General features: G+C 67.0%; 20 protein-coding genes. 14 read left to right on the top strand and 6 right to left on the bottom strand.

Translation table 11 applies throughout. The features are described from left to right. Nucleotides 1–21: 21 nt before the first annotated feature. The 10 genes from IB261_RS03910 to IB261_RS03955 all read left to right on the top strand — a co-directional run bounded on the left by IB261_RS03910 (nt 22) and on the right by IB261_RS03955 (nt 10,563). A complete protein-coding gene (locus tag IB261_RS03910; protein ID WP_081517177.1) occupies nt 22–1,389 on the top strand; it encodes an MFS transporter in 1,368 nt (455 codons plus the stop codon). Between the two features lie 50 nt (nt 1,390–1,439). Next, the gene (locus tag IB261_RS03915; protein WP_139791554.1) at nt 1,440–1,844 is read left to right on the top strand and encodes a PaaI family thioesterase; all 405 of its coding nucleotides are present in this window, start codon (nt 1,440–1,442) and stop codon (nt 1,842–1,844) included. Nucleotides 1,845–1,848: 4 nt separating this feature from the next. Beyond that, a complete protein-coding gene (locus tag IB261_RS03920; RefSeq protein WP_192381507.1) occupies nt 1,849–2,907 on the top strand; it encodes an acyl-CoA dehydrogenase family protein in 1,059 nt (352 codons plus the stop codon). Nucleotides 2,908–2,915: 8 nt separating this feature from the next. Next, a complete protein-coding gene (locus IB261_RS03925) occupies nt 2,916–3,671 on the top strand; it encodes an enoyl-CoA hydratase/isomerase family protein (protein ID WP_192211199.1) in 756 nt (251 codons plus the stop codon). A gap of 16 nt (nt 3,672–3,687) precedes the next feature. Beyond that, a complete protein-coding gene (locus tag IB261_RS03930; RefSeq protein WP_081517181.1) occupies nt 3,688–4,833 on the top strand; it encodes an acyl-CoA dehydrogenase family protein in 1,146 nt (381 codons plus the stop codon). Nucleotides 4,834–4,882: 49 nt separating this feature from the next. Further along, complete coding sequence (locus IB261_RS03935) at nt 4,883–5,800, top strand: SDR family NAD(P)-dependent oxidoreductase (protein ID WP_015475457.1); 918 nt, start codon at nt 4,883–4,885, stop codon at nt 5,798–5,800. A 19-nt stretch (nt 5,801–5,819) separates the two neighbouring features. After that, nucleotides 5,820–6,797: an NADH:ubiquinone reductase gene (locus IB261_RS03940; RefSeq protein ID WP_081517182.1), complete on the top strand. Its 978-nt coding sequence runs from the start codon at nt 5,820–5,822 to the stop codon at nt 6,795–6,797. A 64-nt stretch (nt 6,798–6,861) separates the two neighbouring features. Then, nucleotides 6,862–8,112: an OprD family porin gene (locus IB261_RS03945; RefSeq protein ID WP_081517183.1), complete on the top strand. Its 1,251-nt coding sequence runs from the start codon at nt 6,862–6,864 to the stop codon at nt 8,110–8,112. A 121-nt stretch (nt 8,113–8,233) separates the two neighbouring features. Further along, on the top strand, nt 8,234–8,917 hold the full coding sequence (locus IB261_RS03950) for a TetR/AcrR family transcriptional regulator (protein ID WP_192381508.1): 684 nt from the start codon (nt 8,234–8,236) through the stop codon (nt 8,915–8,917). Next, the gene (locus IB261_RS03955) at nt 8,914–10,563 is read left to right on the top strand and encodes an acyl-CoA dehydrogenase family protein (RefSeq protein ID WP_192381509.1); all 1,650 of its coding nucleotides are present in this window, start codon (nt 8,914–8,916) and stop codon (nt 10,561–10,563) included. The genes IB261_RS03950 and IB261_RS03955 overlap by 4 nt, the downstream gene beginning before the upstream one ends. A 26-nt stretch (nt 10,564–10,589) precedes the next feature. Here the strand turns inward: IB261_RS03955 and IB261_RS03960 are convergent, their stop codons facing one another. The 3 genes from IB261_RS03960 to IB261_RS03970 all read right to left on the bottom strand — a co-directional run bounded on the left by IB261_RS03960 (nt 10,590) and on the right by IB261_RS03970 (nt 11,824). Then, nucleotides 10,590–10,889 (bottom strand): HigA family addiction module antitoxin, encoded by a 300-nt coding sequence (locus IB261_RS03960; protein ID WP_138212037.1) that lies wholly within the window; start codon nt 10,887–10,889, stop codon nt 10,590–10,592. 12 nt (nt 10,890–10,901) lie between these two features. Continuing rightward, nucleotides 10,902–11,180, bottom strand: coding sequence for a type II toxin-antitoxin system RelE/ParE family toxin (locus IB261_RS03965; protein ID WP_151189324.1), 279 nt, complete (start codon nt 11,178–11,180; stop codon nt 10,902–10,904). A gap of 170 nt (nt 11,181–11,350) precedes the next feature. Continuing rightward, the gene (locus tag IB261_RS03970; RefSeq protein ID WP_167523256.1) at nt 11,351–11,824 is read right to left on the bottom strand and encodes a BRO-N domain-containing protein; all 474 of its coding nucleotides are present in this window, start codon (nt 11,822–11,824) and stop codon (nt 11,351–11,353) included. A gap of 539 nt (nt 11,825–12,363) precedes the next feature. Between IB261_RS03970 and amn the strand changes: the two genes are divergently transcribed. The 3 genes from amn to IB261_RS03985 all read left to right on the top strand — a co-directional run bounded on the left by amn (nt 12,364) and on the right by IB261_RS03985 (nt 15,510). Beyond that, the gene (amn, locus tag IB261_RS03975) at nt 12,364–13,848 is read left to right on the top strand and encodes an AMP nucleosidase (RefSeq protein WP_412548378.1); all 1,485 of its coding nucleotides are present in this window, start codon (nt 12,364–12,366) and stop codon (nt 13,846–13,848) included. Between the two features lie 205 nt (nt 13,849–14,053). Next, nucleotides 14,054–14,830, top strand: a complete 777-nt coding sequence (deoC, locus tag IB261_RS03980) for a deoxyribose-phosphate aldolase (protein WP_192381510.1) — start codon at nt 14,054–14,056, stop codon at nt 14,828–14,830. 116 nt (nt 14,831–14,946) lie between these two features. Further along, the gene (locus IB261_RS03985; RefSeq protein WP_192381511.1) at nt 14,947–15,510 is read left to right on the top strand and encodes a hypothetical protein; all 564 of its coding nucleotides are present in this window, start codon (nt 14,947–14,949) and stop codon (nt 15,508–15,510) included. 90 nt (nt 15,511–15,600) lie between these two features. On the opposite strand, the gene IB261_RS03990 is transcribed toward IB261_RS03985, so the two are convergent. Beyond that, nucleotides 15,601–16,653 (bottom strand): MBL fold metallo-hydrolase, encoded by a 1,053-nt coding sequence (locus IB261_RS03990; RefSeq protein ID WP_151189782.1) that lies wholly within the window; start codon nt 16,651–16,653, stop codon nt 15,601–15,603. A gap of 141 nt (nt 16,654–16,794) precedes the next feature. Here IB261_RS03990 and IB261_RS03995 point away from each other — a divergent pair, with 141 nt between their 5' ends. Continuing rightward, a complete protein-coding gene (locus IB261_RS03995) occupies nt 16,795–17,361 on the top strand; it encodes a pseudouridine synthase (RefSeq protein ID WP_192382199.1) in 567 nt (188 codons plus the stop codon). 21 nt (nt 17,362–17,382) lie between these two features. On the opposite strand, the gene IB261_RS04000 is transcribed toward IB261_RS03995, so the two are convergent. After that, on the bottom strand, nt 17,383–17,586 hold the full coding sequence (locus IB261_RS04000) for a DUF2788 domain-containing protein (RefSeq protein WP_015475469.1): 204 nt from the start codon (nt 17,584–17,586) through the stop codon (nt 17,383–17,385). A 734-nt stretch (nt 17,587–18,320) separates the two neighbouring features. Beyond that, nucleotides 18,321–18,800: an Lrp/AsnC family transcriptional regulator gene (locus IB261_RS04005; protein ID WP_017521771.1), complete on the bottom strand. Its 480-nt coding sequence runs from the start codon at nt 18,798–18,800 to the stop codon at nt 18,321–18,323. Nucleotides 18,801–19,079: the final 279 nt, after the last annotated feature.

Raw genomic sequence — 19,079 nt, forward strand, 5'->3', positions numbered from 1 at the left:
CTACCTGCGAGAACAACAACAATGAACGCACCCGACAGCTTGGCCCAGAGCGCCGCGATACCGCGGCGGACCCTGGTGATCGCCTTCTTCTTCTGCTTCCTGGGTCTGCTCGCCGATGGCGCCGACCTGATGTTCCTCGCCTACAGCCTGAACAGCCTCAAGGCCGAGTTCGGCCTGTCCAACTTCGAGGCCGGCTCGCTGGGCAGCATCACCCTGGCCGGCATGGCCATCGGCGGCATCTACGGCGGCTGGGCGTGCGACCGCTTCGGCCGGGTGCGCGTGGTGACCTGGACCATCCTGGTGTTCTCCGTCGGTACCGCGCTGCTGGGCCTGGCGCACAACTACTGGGCCTTCGCACTGATCCGCTTCGTTTCCTCGCTGGGCCTGGGCTCGCTGTTCGTGGCCTGCAACATCCTGATGTCCGAGTTCGTCACCGCCAAGTACCGCACTACCATCCTGGCGACCATGCAGGCCGGCTGGACCGTGGGCTACCTGGTGGCGACCATCCTCGCCGGGCAGATCATCCCGGACTACGGCTGGCGCGCGCTGTTCTTCACTGCCATCGGCGCGGCGCTGATCTGCCTGGCGCTGCGGCCCTGGGTGCCGGAGTCGCCGTCCTGGCTGGCGGCTCGTGCGCAACGCGCGCAGCAGGCCAGCAGTCGCCAGCAGAGCGCGCCCAGCGGCGGCATGCGCCAATTGCTGGTCGATCCGTCCACCCGCCGCATGTTCGTGCTCTGGAGCATCACCTCGTGCTTCCTGCTGTTCGGCTACTACGGCACCAACAACTGGATGCCCTCGTACCTGGAAAGCGAGCTGGGCATGAACTTCAAGTCCATGACCGGCTACATGGTCGGCACCTACACCGCGATGATCCTCGGCAAGGTGCTCGCCGGGATCGCCTCGGACCGCTTCGGCCGCCGCGCCACCTTCGCCGCCGGCGCCATCGGCACCGCGATCTTCATGCCGGTGATCGTGTTCTGGCACACCCCGGACAACATCGTCTGGATCCTCGCGCTGTTCGGCTTCATCTACGGCGTACCGGTGGGCGTGCTGGCCACCTACATGACCGAGAGCTTCTCCACCCAGGTGCGCGGCGCCGCCGTGGGCACTTCCTACAACCTCGGCCGCATCGGCGCGGCGGTGGCCCCGGCGGCCATCGGCCTGCTGGCCTCCCACGTGTCCATCGGCGCGGGCTTCCTGGTCATGGGCATCACCTACGTCATCACCGGCCTGATCCCTGCGCTGATGATCCCCAACCGCCTGTATGACCCGAACCGCGAGGCGCGCAGCCCGCAGCCGGATGCCGCACCTGCAGCGCCCGCGCGCCCGGCGGTACAAGGCGTGGCCCGCCCGGTGGGTCAGCCTGCCACGGAGGAAGGCGTTCGATGACCGATCTCACCTCGACCCGCGCCGCTGCACCTGCTGAGGGTGGCCTGGAGATGTTCCCCAGCGGCCGCTTCACCTTCCAGGAGTTCCTTGGCCTGGAGCGCTGGATCGATGGCGACGTGGTGCGGGTGCGCCTGCCTCACCGCCCGGAGCTGATGAACTACATCGGCAGCTTCCACGGCGGCGTGCTGATGAGCGTGCTCGATGCCGCCATGGCCGGGGCGATCCGCGCGCAGATGCCGGGTTGCTCGATGGTCACCATCGACATGGCCACCCACTTCATGGGCAGCACCAGCGGCGAGATCAACGCCGTCGGCCGGGTGCTGCGGCGGACCCGCACGCTGTGCTTCTGCGCGGCGGAAATCTTCGACGGGGCCGGCGAGCTGATCGCCAGCGCCACCGGCAGTTTCAAGTACCGGCCCGCTGCGGCCGGCGCTGTTCAACCGACACGGGAATGACGAAATGACCGACAACACCGCGATGGCCGAGGAGCGCGAAGAGCGCCTGCGGATGATCCGTGACAGCGCCGCTTCCCTGGTGCCGCGTGGCGGCGACCTGGGCCGGGTGCGCCGCCTGCGCTTCCAGGCGCCGGGCCTCGACCGCGACGCCTGGGCCGAAGTCTGCGCCATGGGCTGGCCGGGCCTGCGCCTCGCCGAAGAGCTGGGCGGCAGTGGGCTGGGCATGGGCGAGTACACGGCGCTGCTGGAAGAACTCGGCCGCGGCCTGCTGCCCGAACCGCTGATCGAGGCGAGCCTGGTCGCTCCCTTGCTGCCCGCCGCCGAGCGCGACGCGCTGCTGGCCGGCGAGCGACTGATCCTGCCTGCGGGCATCGGCTACGAAGCCGGCGCCGCCTTGCCGGTGCTGCGCGACGGCCAGCTGCGCGGCGAGGTTGCTCACGTCGCTCTGGGGGCTTCCGCTGATGCGTGGCTGGTTGCCTGCAACGCCGGCCTCGCGCTGGTGCAACGCAATGCCGAGGGGCTGAGTGTTCACCAGGAGCCGACCCAGGACGGCGGCCACCTGGCGCGCCTGCGCTTCGATGGCACGCCCGCGCAGCTCGTCGACAGTGCGCCCGCCGCCCTCGACGAGTCGGCGCTGGCCTGCGCCGCCTACCTGGTGGGCCTGATGGACGCGGCCTTCGAACAGACCCGCGACTACCTCGGCGTGCGCCGCCAGTTCGGCCGCGAGATCGGCAGCTTCCAGTCGCTGCAGCACCGCATGGTCGACCTGAAACTGCAGATCGAACTGGCCCGCGCCATCGTCGGCGAAGCAGCCACCGCGCTGGACGACGGCGCGCCGGTCGCGCAGGTGCAGCGCCTGGTGTCCACCGCCAAAGTGCGCGCCGCCGAAGCGGCCATGCTGGTGACCCGCCAGGCGATCCAGCTGCACGGCGGCATCGGCTACACCGACGAGGCCGACATCGGCCTGTTCCTGCGCCGCGCCATGGTGCTGCTCAACAGCCAGGGCTCGCTGGCCTTCCACCGGGCACGCTACATCGCCCTGCTGCATGCGGAGGTGGCGTGATGAGCGAGATGCTGCTGCAGGAAACCCACGGCTCGGTGCGTCTGCTGCGCTTCAACAATCCGGCGCGGCGCAATGCGCTGTCCCCCGCACTGCGCGCCGAGCTGCTCGACGCGCTGCGCGAAGCGGACGCCGATCCCGCCGTGCGCAGCGTGGTCCTCACCGGTTCGGCGGAAGTCTTCAGCGCCGGCGGCGACCTCAGCGACATGCACGTCACCGACCTCAACGCCGGCCGCGTGCGCATGCAGAAGAACGCCGACCTGATCCGCCAGATGCTGCGCATGGGCAAGCCGATCATCGCCGCCATCGAAGGCTGGGCGGTGGGCGCCGGGCTGTCGGTGGCGCTGGCCTGCGACAGCCTGGTGTGCGGCGGAACCGCGCGCTTCGCCGCCGGCTTCGGCAAGGTCGGGCTGCTCGCCGATCTTGGCCAGCTGCACACCTTGCCGGCGCGCATCGGTGTCGGCCGCGCGCGGCAGGTGCTGATGTTCGGCCAGGTCATCGAGGCCGAGGAAGCGCTGCGCATCGGCCTGGTGGACCAGCTCTGCGCACCGGGAGCTGCGCTGGACGCGGCCCTCGCGCTGGCCGCGAAAGTGGAGCAACAGGCGCCGCTGCCGCTGGCCTTGACCAAGGCCCTGCTGGCCGACGGCCTGGAGCTGCTGCTCGAGCGCGAAGGCGATTTCCAGAGCCAGCTGTTCCTCAGCGCCGACCATGCCGAAGGCAAGGCGGCCTTCCTCGATAAACGTTCCCCGAATTTCCGGGGCCAGTAATCAAGAGAGCCGTGACATGACCGATTACAACGCCCTCGAAGATGGCGAGTTCCGCCGGCTGGTGCGCGACTGGGTCGCCGCCAACTACCCGCAGCGCATCCGCAACCCGGCCCACCGCCTGGGCCGCGATGACACCTGGGAGTGGTACCAGGCACTGTCGAAACAGGGTTGGCTGTGCCCCGGCTGGCCGGTGCAGTTCGGCGGCATGGGCCTCGCCGCCGGCAAGCAGCTGATCATGATCGAGGAGATGGAAAACTACGGCTGCGCACGCCTGCCCGACAGCGGCATCACCATGCTCGGCCCGCTGCTGATCCGCTACGGCACCGACGCCCAGCGCGAGCGCTTCCTGCCGCGCATCCTGAGCGGTGAAGACATCTGGTGCCAGGGCTACAGCGAGCCCAACGCCGGCTCCGATCTCGCCAGCCTGCGCACCGAGGCGGTGCTGCGTGACGGCGAGTGGGTGATCAATGGCCAGAAGACCTGGACCACCATGGGTACCGAGGCCAACTGGATCTTCGTGCTGGCGCGCACCGAGCGCAGCGCCAAGGCGCAGCAGGGCATCAGCTTCCTGCTGGTGCCGATGGACAGCCCCGGCGTCGAGGTGCGGCCGATCCTCAACCTGGAACTGCAGGGCGAGTTCTGCGAGGTGTTCTTCAACGACGTGCGCGTGCCGGAAGAGAACCTCGTCGGCGCGGTCAACCACGGCTGGGGCATGGCCAAGGCTCTGCTCGGCTTCGAGCGCATCTTCCTGGGCTCGCCCAAGCAGGCCACCTTCGCCCTCGAACGCCTGGTGCGCCTGGCTCGCCATCAGGGCCTGTGGGACGACCCGGTGTTCGCCCAGCGTTTCGCCGCGCTGAGCATGGACCTGGACTGCCACAAGGCGCTCTACGAGCGCTTCGCCGAACGCCTGCGGCGCGGCGAGGAGCTGGGCCCGGATGTTTCCCTGCTGAAGATCCACCAGTCCGAGCTGTACCAGCGCATCAGCGAGCTGGGACTGGAGATCGCCGGCGCGGATTCGGCGCTGCTCAACCCCTTCGCCGACGACGCCGAACTGCACCCGGCGGGCATCTTCATCCAGTCGCGGCCGACCACCATCTACGGCGGCACCAACGAGATCCAGCGCAACATCCTGGCCAAGGCCGTGCTCGGCCTGCCGAGCTGATCCTGCGCGCACCGAACTCCCTGATTGAACGAACAGTAAGGAATTAGCGATGACCCAACGACTCAACGAAGGCAAGGTAGCGATCGTCACCGGCGCCGGTGGCGGCATCGGCCGCGAGATCGCCCTGGCCCTGGCCGACAGCGGCGCGCGGGTGCTGATCAACGATATCGGCGTGTCCCTGCAGGGCGAGGGCGGCTCGGCTTCCCCGGCCGAGGAAACCCTCGGGCTGATCCGCCAGCGCGGCGGTGACGGCGCCATCAACACCGACAGCGTGTCGGACTGGGACAGCGCCCGGCGCATCGTCTCCAGCGCCATCGACGCCTTCGGTCGCGTCGACATCGTGGTGAACAATGCCGGCATCCTGCGCGACACCATCTTCCACAAGATGAGCGCCGAGGACTGGCTGTCGGTGATCAACGTGCACCTCAACGGCAGCTTCTTCGTCAGCCGCGCCGCCGCCGAGCACTTCCGCGCGCAGAACAGCGGCGCCTTCGTGCACATGACCAGCACCTCGGGGCTGATCGGCAACTTCGGCCAGGCCAACTACTCGGCGGCCAAGCTCGGCATCGTCGCGCTGAGCAAGTCCATCGCCCTCGACATGCAGCGCTACAACGTGCGCTCCAACTGCATCGCGCCCTTCGCCTGGAGCCGCATGACCGACTCCATTCCGGCCGAAACGCCGGAGCAGAAGGCGCGGGTGGAAAACCTGCAGCGCATGACCCCGGACAAGAACGCACCGCTGGCCGTCTACCTCGCTTCCGACGCCGCCAGTGCGGTCAACGGCCAGGTGTTCGCCGCGCGCAACCACGAGATATTCCTGATGAGCCAGAGCCGCCCGCTGCGCAGCGTGCACAGCGACAACGGCTGGACCCCGCAGAGCATCGCCGAGCACGGCATGCCCGCGCTGCGCGGCAGCTTCATGGACCTGGCGCGCAGCCCGGACGTGTTCTCCTGGGACCCGATCTGAACCGCCGGAGGACAGGCGCATGTTCAAGACCCGATTCACTGAAACCTTCGGCGTCGAACACCCGATCATGCAGGGCGGCATGCAGTGGGTGGGCCGCGCCGAGATGGCCGCGGCGGTGGCCAATGCCGGCGGGCTGGCAACGCTCTCGGCGCTGACCCAGCCGACCCCGCAGGCGCTGGCCGACGAGATCGCGCGTTGCCGCGAACTCACCGACAAGCCCTTCGGCGTCAACCTCACGCTGCTGCCGACGCAGAAGCCGATCCCCTACGCGGAGTACCGCGCGGCGATCATCGAGGGCGGCATCGGCGTGGTCGAAACCGCTGGCAACAACCCCGGCGAGCACATCGCCGAGTTCCGCCAGCACGGGATCAAGGTCATCCACAAATGCACCGCCGTGCGCCATGCGCTCAAGGCCGAGCAACTGGGCGTGGACGCGGTGTCCATCGACGGCTTCGAGTGTGCCGGCCATCCGGGCGAGGACGACATTCCCGGCCTGGTCCTGCTGCCTGCTGCGGCCAACCGGCTGCGCGTGCCGATCATCGCTTCCGGTGGCTTCGCAGACGGGCGCGGGCTGGTGGCGGCGCTGGCGCTGGGGGCCGATGCGATCAACATGGGCACGCGCTTCCTCAGCACCCGCGAGTGTCCGATCCACCCGCAGGTCAAGGCGGCCATCCGCGCGGCGGACGAGCGCTCCACGGACGTGATCATGCGTTCGTTGCGCAACAGTGCGCGGGTCGCCCGCAACGCGATCAGCCAGGAAGTGCTGGCCATCGAGGCGCGCGGCAACGCCACCTACGCCGACATCGCCACGCTGGTCAGCGGCCTGCGCGGGCGCACCGTCTACGAGCAGGGCGACACCGACCTGGGAATCTGGTCGGCGGGCATGGTCCAGGGCCTGATCGATGACGAACCCAGCTGCGAGGAACTGCTGCGCGACATCGTCGAACAGGCGCGCCAGTTGATCCGCCAGCGACTGGAGGGCCTGCTCTCCGATTGATCCCGAGCGCGGCGCTTTCAGGAGCGGCGCCGCCTTCACCTCACCTGACGAAGAGACAACAACAATGAAAAATCTTCCCGTACGGGCGCTCGTTTCGAGCATCGCCTGCCTGCCCCTGTTCGCCCACGCGGACTTCATCGCGGACAGCAAGGCGAACCTGGAGCTGCGCAATTTCTACTTCAACCGCGACTACCGCCAGAGCGGTGCCGCGCAGTCGAAATCCGAGGAGTGGGCGCAGGGTTTCCTGCTGCGCTTCGAGTCGGGCTACACCGAAGGCACGGTCGGCGTGGGCGTCGATGCCCTCGGCTTGCTGGGGATCAAGCTGGACTCCAGCCCTGATCGCACCGGCTCCGGCCTGCTGCCGTACTCGGCCAGCGACAAGCGCGCCGCCGACGACTACAGCTCCCTCGGCGTGACGGCCAAGCTGCGCGCCTCGAAGAGCACTTTGAAGGTCGGCACCCTGCTGCCCAAGCTGCCGGTGGTGCAGTACAACGACACCCGCCTGGCCCCGCAGACCTTCCAGGGCGGGCTCGCCGAGGTCAACGAGATCGACGGCCTCAGTGCCCAGCTCGGCCAACTGCGCCAGGTGAAGCAGCGCGACTCGACCAACGACGAAGACCTGTCGATGACCCGTGGCAACAAGCGCAACATCGTGCTTGGCAGCCACACCAGCAGCGACCGCTTCAACCTCGCCGGCGGCACCTACCGCTGGACCGACAACCTCAGCACCAGCTACCACTACGGCGGCCTGGAAAACTTCTACCGCCAGCACTACCTGAGCGTGGTGCACACCCTGCCGATCACCGAGGGCCAGTCGCTCAAGTCGGATATCCGCTGGGCCCGTTCCACCGACGATGGCGGCAGCAACGTCGACAACCGCGCGCTCAACGCGCTGTTCACCTATCGCATCGGCGGCAGCGGCTTCGGCGTCGGCTACCAGCGCATGTCCGGCGACACCGGTTTCGCCTACCTCAGCGGCACCGACCCGTACCTGACCAACTTCGTGCAGATCGGCGACTTCGCCAACAAGGACGAACGCTCCTGGCAGGCGCGCTACGACTACGACTTCGCCGGCCTCGGCCTGCCCGGCCTGACCTTCATGACCCGTTACCTGCAAGGCGACCACATCGACCTGCTGAACGGCCAGGGGCGCGGCAAGGAGTGGGAGCGCGACACCGATATCGGCTACGTGGTGCAGAACGGCCCGCTGAAGAACCTTGGCTTCAAGGTGCGCAACGGCGCCTTCCGCAGCGACTTCGGCAACGATATCGACGAAACGCGTGTGATCGTCAGCTACCAGATGCCGCTCTGGTAAGTATGCGCACGGGCGGTGGCGGTTTGGCCAGAATCGCCCCGCTCGTGGCGGGAATGTCCCTTTCAGCAAAGGTCTGAACCGTGATTCACTGATTTTCATGCAGTGAATCCGGATTCAGATCATGGCCTACCGACACTCCCCAGCACGGCTGCAAAAGGACGGCGAGCTGCGCGAGCGCATCCTCGAACTGGCGCTGGCGCGGGTCGCCGACGGCGGATTCGCCGCCCTGACCATGCAGAGCCTGGCGGACGCCGCTGGCATCGCCACCGGCAGCCTCTACCGTCACTTCAGCGGCAAGGGCGAACTGGCCGCCGAGGTCTTCGCCCGTGCCAGCCAGCACGAGGTCGATACCCTCGGTGCGCAGCTGAAAGCTCCCGGCAGCGCTTCCGAGCGCCTGAACCTGGGCCTGCAGCAGTTCGCCGCGCGCGCCTGGGGCAGCCGGCAGCTGGCCTTCGCGCTGATCGCCGAGCCGGTCGATCCGGAAGTGGACGAGCAGCGCCTGATCTACCGCGAAGCCTACGCCGCGCTGTTCGTCACCCTGCTGGAGCAAGGCATCGCATCCGGCGAATTCCAGCCCCAGCCGGTGCAACTGACCGCCGCCTGCCTGGTCGGCGCCATCGCCGAAGCCCTGATCGGCCCGCTTTCGCCGCCGGCCCGCGCCGCGCGGGATGCGGGCCAGTCCAGCGTTTCCCTGGAGGACGTCAGCGACGCCCTCGCCAGCTTCTGCCTGCGCGCCGTCGGCGCGTCCACATCTGCCTTGCCCAAGCCAGCCAGGCCCACGCCCGTTATGGAGGACCAGCCATGATCCCGCACCCGTACGCCGAAACCCACGAAGTGACCAACCAGGTACCGCCGCTGGACGGCGCCAACCTCTATCGCGTCGACGTACCGCTGCAGGAGTGGGTGCGCCGCTACGGCGGCGGCTGGGCCGAACAGAAACTCGATGCCTATGGCGCGCTGGCCGGCGGGCCGCTGATGGCGGCGGGCTTCCTCGCCAACGAGAACAAGCCGGTGTTCAAGTCCCACGACCGCTTCGGCCATCGCGTTGACCTGGTGGAATTCCACCCGGCCTACCACGAGCTGATGCGCGCGGCCATCGAGGCCGGCCTGCCCTCGATGCCCTGGACCGATCCGCGTGCTGGCGCCCACGTCGCCCGTGCGGGCCTGAGCTACCTGCACAGCCAGGCCGAAGCCGGCACCGGCTGCCCGCTGACCATGACCTTCGCCAGCGTGCCTGCCCTGCGTCTGCAGCCGGACCTCGCCGAGAAATGGCTGCCGAAGATCCTCTCCACCGAATACGACCCGCGCAACCTGCCCATCGAACAGAAGACCGGCGCCACCATCGGCATGGCCATGACCGAGAAGCAGGGCGGCACCGACGTGCGCGCCAACACCACCCGCGCCTACCCGGTCGGCATTCCCGGCCCGGGCCAGGCCTACGAACTGGTCGGCCACAAGTGGTTCTGCTCGGCGCCGATGTGCGACGCCTTCCTCACCCTGGCCTACACCGACAAGGGGCTGACCTGCTTCCTGCTGCCGCGCCACCGCCCGGACGGCAGCCGCAACGAGTTCTACATCCAGCGTCTGAAGAACAAGCTGGGCAACTGGTCCAACGCTTCCAGCGAAGTGGAATACCGCGGCGCGCTGGCCTGGATGGTCGGCGAGGAAGGCCGTGGCGTACCCACCATCATCGAGATGGTCGCCATGACCCGCTTCGACTGCATGGTCGGCTCCAGCTCGCTGATGCGCCAGGCGCTGACCCAGGCCGCGCACCACTGCGCTTACCGCCAGGTCGGCGGTCGTGTTCTGGCCGAACAGCCGCTGATGCAGAACGTGCTGGCCGACCTTGCCCTGGAAAGCGAAGCCGCGCTGGCCCTGACCATGCGCATGGGTCGCGCGCTGGACAACCTGCACGACGAGCAGGAGGACAAGTTCGCCCGCCTGGTCACCGCCGTGGGCAAGTACTGGATCTGCAAACGCGCCCCCGCAATGATCAACGAGGCCGCCGAATGCCTGGGCGGCGCCGGCTACGTCGAGGACACCATCCTCCCGCGCCTGTACCGCGAAGCGCCGGTCAACTCCACCTGGGAAGGCTCGGGCAACGTGCAGTGCCTGGACGTGCTGCGCGCGCTGTCGAAGGAGCCCGGCGTACTCGACGCGCTGTTCAGCGAGCTGGGCGACGGGCATGGCGATGCGCGCCTGGCCTCGTTCATCGGCAACCTCAAGGCCTCCTTCGCCGACACCCAGGACATCCAGTACCGCGCCCGCCAACTCACCGAAAACGTCGCCATCGCCCTGCAGGCCAAGCTGCTGTTGGAAGCGGGCAATTCGGTGGTCTCCGACGCCTTCATCGCCAGCCGCCTGGACGACAGCGGCCGCGTCTACGGCACCCTGCCGCGCGGGGTGGATGTGGAAGCGCTGGTGGCGCGGGCGACGCCGCATCTGGCGTGAAGTTGAGCGAAAGGCTCAGGGCGGTGCTATGCCGCCCTTGGCTTGATCTCGTCGATGATCTGCTGTCCCGATTCCAACTCTGCGACGCGTAGATCGAAGGCTGTCTGCAGGTTGACCCACGATTGAGCGTCACCTCCGAAGTAGCGTGCCAGGCGCAGCGCAGTGTCTGCCGTGATGCTGCGACGCTCGTTGACGATCTCGTGGATTCGGGTAGCGGGAACTCTCAGGGCTGTGGCCAAGGCGTTGGCCGACATTTCCAGCGGTGCCAGATATTCCTCTCGGAGGATTTCGCCCGGGTGAACCGGGCGCATGCGATTTTGCGTCATGTCTGTTTACCTTCAGTGGTAGTCCACTATCTCAACGTCGTGCACGTTGCCATCAACCCAGCGAAAGCAGATTCTCCATTGCCCGTTGATACGGATGCTGTACTGGCCGGCCCTGTTACCCTGCAGCCCTTCAAGGCGATTGCCCGGTGGCGACCTGAGAAAGTCCAGCGTTGCAGCGGCATCCAGCATTTGTAGCTTCCGTTCCGCCTGAGCCTGAAAGGCTCTGAAAGCTTTCGGACAGGTCCCTTCGAACAGCGCTTGCGTGTGTTTGCAGGCGAACGACGTGATCATGGAGATACGGTATCATGGCATGCGTATAACGCAATGCGTAATACGTGTCGCGTTATATTGTCGGTGAGATCGCGTAGTGACATGACTTCGGGCTCCTCAGGGGCGACGTGTACTCGGTTTAGTAGGGCGCATAACCTGTTCCAGGTTATGCGCCCTACGTTCATTACCGGTCAGGCGCCAGTGAGCCAGCGCAGTGGGTGCCGCCAACCGGCGCGCGATTCCGTTTGCGGCTTGGGCTGGAGCAACTGCGGCACGTCGCTGTAGCGGACCCAGAGCTGGTCGTTCCATTCCAGCAGGGCGATGTCGCGGCTTTCCCAGCGCAGCAGGGAGCGGCGCGGGTGCTGGACGGGGAGGGTGGGGCCGCGCAGGGCAGGGATGACTTCGTGGGTGATCCACTGCCGCAGGCTGCGGTTTTCCGGGTGGCGGTAGCGCGATAGGAGATTGAAGAAGCCGGCTTCGCAGACCAGCCAGGTGTCCTGTTCGCCGCTCTGGGTTTGCAGCCGTTCCCGGCGCTTGAGGTCGGCATCCAGGCGGTGCTCGGTGAAGTGCTCCACCGGGCAGCCCATCAGGCCGCCGAGGTCGCTGGCGGCGAACCAGGGTTGGTTTTCCAGCATCAGGGCGCGGAGCGGACGTTGGTGACGCATGAATACGCTAGATGTATGAACGTCATGGTTCATGGCAGTACTCCAATTGTGGTTGGGAGCAGCTGCCGTCCATCGCCGTCAATCGAAGGGCGGCAAACCGCGCAGGGTTGACGGACCGGCTCTAGCGACACCGGCAGGCCCCTCTTGAGAGCCTCCCTGCGCGATTTGCCATTGAGCATCACGAGCATTACTCGTGGGGACACCAATGGGCGCAGAGATGTACCCATCTCTGCATGCGTCGGAGGACGCGATCGCGCCACTAGAATCAGGCCGTCAAACCCGGCTGCGGGATTGACCGCAGCGCGGCCAATCTAGCGGCGGCGCCTCGATAAACAAGACGCTTCCAGCAGCTTGGGACGGCCCGACAAGCGATATACGAAAATGGAATGCAGTCGCTTCATTCCGGCTGTCATCCGCACTCGCGGTCGCGGATTCTGTCATAGGCTTTCTTCAACCCTTCCGCTCGTCCTGCCGGTTCGGAATCTGTCATCCCTTTCTGTGACGGAAGCAGGCAAGATGGAGCTGATCGTTCAGACAGGATGCCCACCATGAGTCTTACGACTGGCGACGAGTTCTTCGTCGCGCAGACGGCCGAAGAGGCCGTCGATCGACTGGCCGTGCTCCACGAGCAGGCCACCGGCGCCCTGAACCAGGCGCTCAAGCGGTACCTGAAGGACCGCGAAGTCCCCGACGCGCAGCAGCGCGAACAATTCCGCTACCCGCTGCTGCGGGTGACCTACCTGTGCCAGGGCGAAGTGCCCTCGACCACCCGCGCCTACGCCAAGGTCCAGGTGCCCGGCACCTACGCCGTGACCATCACCCAGCCCAAGGCCTTCCGCAAATACCTGCTGGAGCAGCTGCGCCCGCTGATGGAAGACTTCACCGTGCGCGTGGAGGTTGGCGTCAGCGCGCAGAACATTCCGTACCCCTACGTGGTGGAAGGCGGCGACGAACTGGGTGGCTCGGGCGTGACGGCCGCTGAGCTGGCGCGGGTGTTCCCCAGTACCGATCTGTCGGCCACCTCCGACGGTGTGGCGGACGGTCTGTACGAATGGGAGAACGCCGACCCGATGCCGCTGGCGCTGTTCGACGCCGCACGCACCGACTTTTCCCTGCGCCGCATGGTGCACTACACCGGCAGTGACTGGCGCCACGTGCAGCCGTGGATCCTGCTGACCAACTACCACCGCTACGTCGACCAGTTCATCCACCTGGGCCTGGAGCGCCTGCGCGACGACCCGCGCTTCGTGCGCATGGTCCTGCCGGGCAACGTGATCATCGAGCGCGGCACGGATGAGGGCGAGGCCAATGCCATCGTCGCCAGCGTCGAGTGGCACCGCTTCCAGATGCCGGCCTATCACCTGATCGCCGAGGACGGCGACGGCGTGACCCTGGTGAACATCGGCGTCGGCCCGTCCAACGCGAAGAACATCACCGACCACCTCGCCGTGCTGCGTCCGCACTGCTGGCTGATGGTCGGCCACTGTGGCGGCCTGCGCCAGTCGCAGACCATTGGCGACTACGTGCTGGCCCACGCCTACATGCGCCGCGACGGCATCCTTGACCGCGTGCTGCCGCCGCACATCCCGATCCCGGCGCTGGCCGAGGTGCAGTTGGCGCTGCAGGAAGCCGCCGCGCTGGTGACTGGCGAGCGCGGCGACCAGCTCAAGCGTCGACTACGCACCGGCACCGTGCTGACCTACGACGACCGCAACTGGGAGCTGCACTGGGCCCAGGAGCGCCCGCTGATCAACCTGGCGCGGGCCATCGCGGTGGACATGGAAAGTGGCACTATCGCCGCGCAGGGTTACCGCCTGCGCGTGCCGTACGGCACGCTGCTGTGTGTGTCGGACAAACCGCTGCACAGCGAGATCAAGCTGCCCGGCGCCGCCACGGCCTTCTACCAGCGCGCGGTGAGCCAGCACCTGTCCATCGGCGTTGCCGCTGTCGACCTGCTGCGCACCCAGCTCAACTCGCTGCACTCGCGCAAGTTGCGCAGCTTCGACGAGCCGCCGTTCCGCTGATCTGCGACAGGGCTCGGAGCGCCTGCCGGGGCGATGGTGGTTGCCCTGGCTGCCGTGTAGGGCGCATAACGCGCCAGCGTTATCCGCCGTGGTGGTTCCGGCGGATAACCTGTTCCAGGTTATGCGCCCTACGGCCTTGATGGTGTGCTGGTGATTTGTTGCCCGCGCAGGCGGGGCTGAAGAAAGCCGATGGAGAGTGTTGCCGATGACCGATCCTCGCAAGACCCCGGCGGGCCGCGTGCTCGCCCTGCTGGACCTGACTTCGCTGAATGCTGGCGATGACCTGCAAAGCACAGTGGACCTCTGCCGCCGCGCGCTGACGCCCTACGGCGAAGTGGCGGCGGTGTGCGTGTGGCCGAAGCTGGCGCACGTCGCCCGGCGTACGCTCAATACGCTGGGTGGGCGCGACGTGCGGGTCGCCAGCGTATGCAACTTCCCCGGTGGCAACGCGCCGCTGGCCGATGTGGTGGAGGAAGTGCGCAAGACCCTTGCCGAAGGTGCCGACGAGATCGACCTGGTCTACCCCTGGCGCAAGCTCAAGGCCGGCCAGGACACTGGCGCGGTCGAACTGATCCGCACCTGCAAAACCCTGTGCGGGCCGTACCACCGGCTCAAGGTGATCCTGGAAACCGGTGAGCTGGCCGACCCGGAACTGATCCGCGCGGCCTGCCGCGAAGCCATTGCCGGCGGCGCCGACTTCCTCAAGACCAGCACTGGCAAGGCGACGGTGAACGCCACGCCCGAAGCCGTGCGGGTGATGCTCGAAACCATCGAGGAGGAGGGCGGCAAGGTCGGCCTGAAAGTCTCCGGCGGCCTGCGCACGCTGGCCGATGCGCAGGTGTACCAGAAGCTGGCGGAGGAGCGTTTCGGCGCCGGCTGGATCAAGCCGGAGCATCTGCGTTTCGGCGCTTCCGCGCTGCTCGACGACCTGCTGCGTGAACTGAGCGGCGAGGCGAAGCCGATCTCCACGCGGGACTATTGAGCGCGCCGCGTTGACGCCGCCCCGGGTGAGCCTAGAATGCTCGCCTTTCGCGCCACGGGGAACCGTGGTGCGTCCCTCCGGTCGGACCTTCGCCGACCTTTTCCGCTGGTGATTCCATGCCGTTCCGCGCCCCCTCGCACCTCACCAACCCGCTGCGCCGTTTCGCCCGCCGACTGGTGGACAACGGCACGCCCGAAGTCGCCGCGCCACTGCCACTACCCGACAGCATCGCCGGCGAACCGTGGTTCTCCGTGGGCAAGGCAGTGGAAGGTCTGGGCGGCGAGCGAGTGGATGGCTGGTGCCTGGAAGAGTGGCCGGGCCTGGCCTTGCGCGCCCGTTTCAGCGCCTGCTGGCGCGACGCCCAGGGCCGCTTGTGGAACGTGCTGCCGGGCGGCGAAGCCATCGCCTTCCTGCCTGATCCGAAACGTCGCTACGAAGGCGTGCCGGTCGCCGAACAGCTTCACGCGCTGGAGCGTGACGAGCTGCTGGAGGATTACCTCTGGCTCAGTCGTGAACTGAGTAAACCGCAGATGGACGACGAGCGCCGGGAAGTCCGCGACGCCATGCGTCAGCGCCTGGAAAGCTGGCTGGAGCTGGGCGGCCGCGGCGACAAGCCGTGTCCGTGCAACAGCGGCAAGCGTTATCGCAATTGCTGCAGCAAGCGGGTGCGGGATAATTGATCCTGAGCGAGTTTTCGTAGGGCGAATAACGCGCCAGCGTTATCCGCCGCGACAGGAAGGTGGCGGATAACCTGTTCCAGGTTATTCGCCCTACAACGAAGCGTCCGGCATCGGCGGCACCAGCCACTGTTCCCCCGGCTTCGGCGCGCGGAAACGCTCCGCCGCCACACCACGTTGCTGCAGGGCTGCCGCCAGGTCGCTGACCGGCGTGAACTGGCCCTCGTCGCTCAGGCGGAAGGTGCCAAAGTGGATCGCCATGCTGCACTGCGAGTCGAGGTGCTGGTGCGCCTGCACTGCGTCGTCCGGGTTCATGTGGTGGTGGCGCATGAACCAACGCGGCTCGTAGGCGCCGATAGGCAGGGCGGCGAAGCGCATGGGGCCGAAGCGCTCATGCATCAGGCCGAATTCTTCGCCCAGCCCGGTATCGCCGGGGAACAGCAGCGGGCCGTCCGGCGACTCCAGCACGAAGCCCATCCAGAGCGTGCGGTTGGTGTCGCGCCGCGAGCGTGCCGACCAGTGCTGCGCCGGCACGCCGGTGAGCAGCATGCCTTCGGGCATCGGCAGGCTCTGCCACCAGTCCAGTTCGGCGATATCGGTGAAGCCGCACGCGCGGATCAGCTCGCCATTGCCCAGGCCGGTCACCACCTTGGCGGAGGGGAAGCGCCGCGCCAGCTCGCGCAGGCTGTGGATATCCAGGTGGTCGTAGTGGTTGTGGCTGACCAGGATCAGGTTGATCGGCGGCAGCTCGTCCAGCGCCAGGCCCGGCGGATGCACACGCTTGGGACCGGCGAAGCTGAACGGGCTGGTGCGCTCGCACCAGAGCGGGTCGGTGAGGATGTTCAGGCCGCGGTGCTGGATCAGCAGGGTGGCATGGTTGATGTAGGTGACGCGCAGTTCGTCGCCTTCGACGCGGGCCGGCGTCTCCGGACGGGTATCCGGGCCGGGCTGGGCGATCCACTCCTGCTGGCGGCCGCGCTCGCGCTGCCACTTGAGGAAGGCGCGCAGGCCGTTGTGCGGTTGGCGGTCGAGGTTATGGAAGCGGGCGCCGTCGAAATGCGCCGTCTGCGGGCCGCGATAGCGGGCGCCGAGGCGACCGCTGAGGTTCTGCAAGGTGATCAGCCAGGTGGGGTGGCTCATGGGCATGCTCTTGCGGTGGGGGCTTTGCACAACCTAGCATGCCGGGCATTCCTCGCACCCCCATCCTCGGTTACCAGTCTTTTCGCCATGCCCCGTCCTCCGCGTCCCGCCAATCGTCGTCCAGCCACCCGCCCCGCGCCTCGCCGCGTGGCCAAGGCGCCGCCGGCGCAACCCAGGCTGATCCTGCTGAACAAGCCGTTCGACGTGCTGACGCAGTTCAACGACAGCGAGGGCCGCGCGACGCTGAAGGATTTCGTCGACGTGCCGGGCATCTACCCGGCCGGTCGCCTGGACCGCGACAGTGAGGGCCTGCTGCTGCTGACCAACGACGGCCGCCTGCAGGCGCGCATCGCCGATCCGAAGCACAAGCTGCCGAAGACGTACTGGGTGCAGGTGGAGGGCGAGCCGAGCGACGGGCAGCTGGACCAGCTGCGCAAGGGCGTGCAGCTCAATGACGGCCCGACCCTGCCGGCCGAAGCCCGGCGGCTGGAGGAGCCGCCGCTGTGGGAGCGCGACCCGCCGGTGCGCTTCCGCAAGTCGGTGCCGACCGCCTGGCTGGAACTGGTGATCCGCGAGGGGCGCAACCGCCAGGTGCGGCGGATGACGGCGGCGGTCGGCCTGCCCACGCTGCGCCTGGTGCGCGTGCGCATCGGGCCGTGGCAGCTGGATGGCCTGCAGCCGGGGCAGTGGCGGGAAGTCAGCCCCGAGCTCTGAGGCTTGGGGCAGGGCGCGGGGTCAGAAGCCGCCTTCGAGCCCGGCGACGACCACGGACTTGATCAGGAAGCCGAGTACGCCCAGGCCCAGTGCGAAGAACAGCACCATGGTGCCCATGCGGCCGGCCTTGGACTTCTTGGCGAGGTCCCAGACGATGAAGGCCATGAACAGGATCAGGCCGGTCACCAGGCCATACATCATCCAGTCTTCGAAACTTTCGTTCATTACAGCTCCTGCCCGGTGCGGAGGGTGTCCGAGGGACGCCGGGACGCGGTGGTGGTGAAGAAGGCGCGCATTATACGCATGCGGCGCTTTGTCGTTCAGAGCCGTTCATAAAGTGATCAGTTCCTGCTGCGGGATGGGCGGATTGCCCCGGAAATTGCCGCGGCGCGCCGGCTGGCGGGGGAAATCTGCGGTATCGATTTCGTTTGGCGGGAGGAGGGGTGCGGTGCTGTGTCGCAGGAAGTGTTTTTGCGAGAGCGGGTGAGCGGCTTTCTGTCTGGGTGTACTGCGCCGCTTCGGCGTGCGCGGGGGGATTGGGTTTCGCCCCCTCGGGCGAGTTACTTTGGCAAACGCCCCAAAGTAACCAAAGGTCTTGCCCCGGACATCCGGTTTTTCGCTTAGGCGAAAAATACCCTCGTTGAAGCGAAGTTTCAGGGGCACGCCGCGAAGGGCCATCCCTGGCCCATCGCGGCTCTCGCGACATCCATGTCGCTCAACCCCTGAAACTCCGCTTCAACGAGGCCTCCTGAACGGGGCAGTCGGAGTGCGCGGATGTTTCTCTGGAAGACTTTCGAGCCAAAGCCAAAGCCAAAGCCAAAGCCAAAGCTGGATCGACGTAGGTGGGCTCTTCGTAGGAGCGAGCTTGCTCGCGAACCGCACGGCACGGCACCATTTCCAATCTGTAGGAGCAGACCTTGTCCGCGATTGGCTCGGGATCGCGCGGACCGCGATGAGGCTCAGACCCGAAGGTGATCCAGCGGCAGCTCGGTGCTCGCCATCACATTGCGCAGCACGAAGCTCGACCGCACGCTGGTCACTCCCTCGATGCGGGTCAGGGTGCCGAGCAGGAAGTGCTGGTAGTGTTCCATGTCCGGCACCATCACCTTGAGCTGGTAGTCTGCGTCCATGCCGGTCACCAGGCTGCATTCCAGCACCTCGGGGCACTTGCCGATGATCTGCTGGAAGTGCTCGAAACGCTCCGGCGTGTGACGGTCCATGCCGATCAGCACGAAGGCGGTGAGGCTCAGGCCGAGCTTCTTACTGTCCAGCAGGGCGACCTGGCGGACGATGTAGCCGTCGTCCTCGAGCTGCTTGACCCGCCGCGAGCAGGGGGAAGGCGACAGGCCGATGCGTTCGGCCAGCTCCTGATTGGAGATGCGTGCGTCGCGTTGCAGTTCGGCAAGAATTCGCAGGTCGTAGCGGTCCAGCTTGTCCATGAAAGCCTCATGTTTCTATTGAATTGCGCTTGTGGCGTAATTTTTAGGTATTTGTTGCTCAGGTGGTGCCTGTATGAGCAATCTTAGCAATCATTTCCCCGCTCTGTCGCTTTACTATTTCTTCCAGATTCACAGCCCGGACATCACGTCCCCAGCGATCCGCCCAATCAGGCGCTTCGCGGCCCGCCGACCCAACAGGATCGCGCCGGCCACCGGGCTACGCACTGCCCAGAAGGCGGCGCGAGGTGAGCCGGCGCCAACAGCGACGAGCAGGACGAG

The sequence above is a fragment of the Pseudomonas sp. PDM20 genome, from assembly GCF_014852575.3.
GTDB lineage: Bacteria > Pseudomonadota > Gammaproteobacteria > Pseudomonadales > Pseudomonadaceae > Pseudomonas.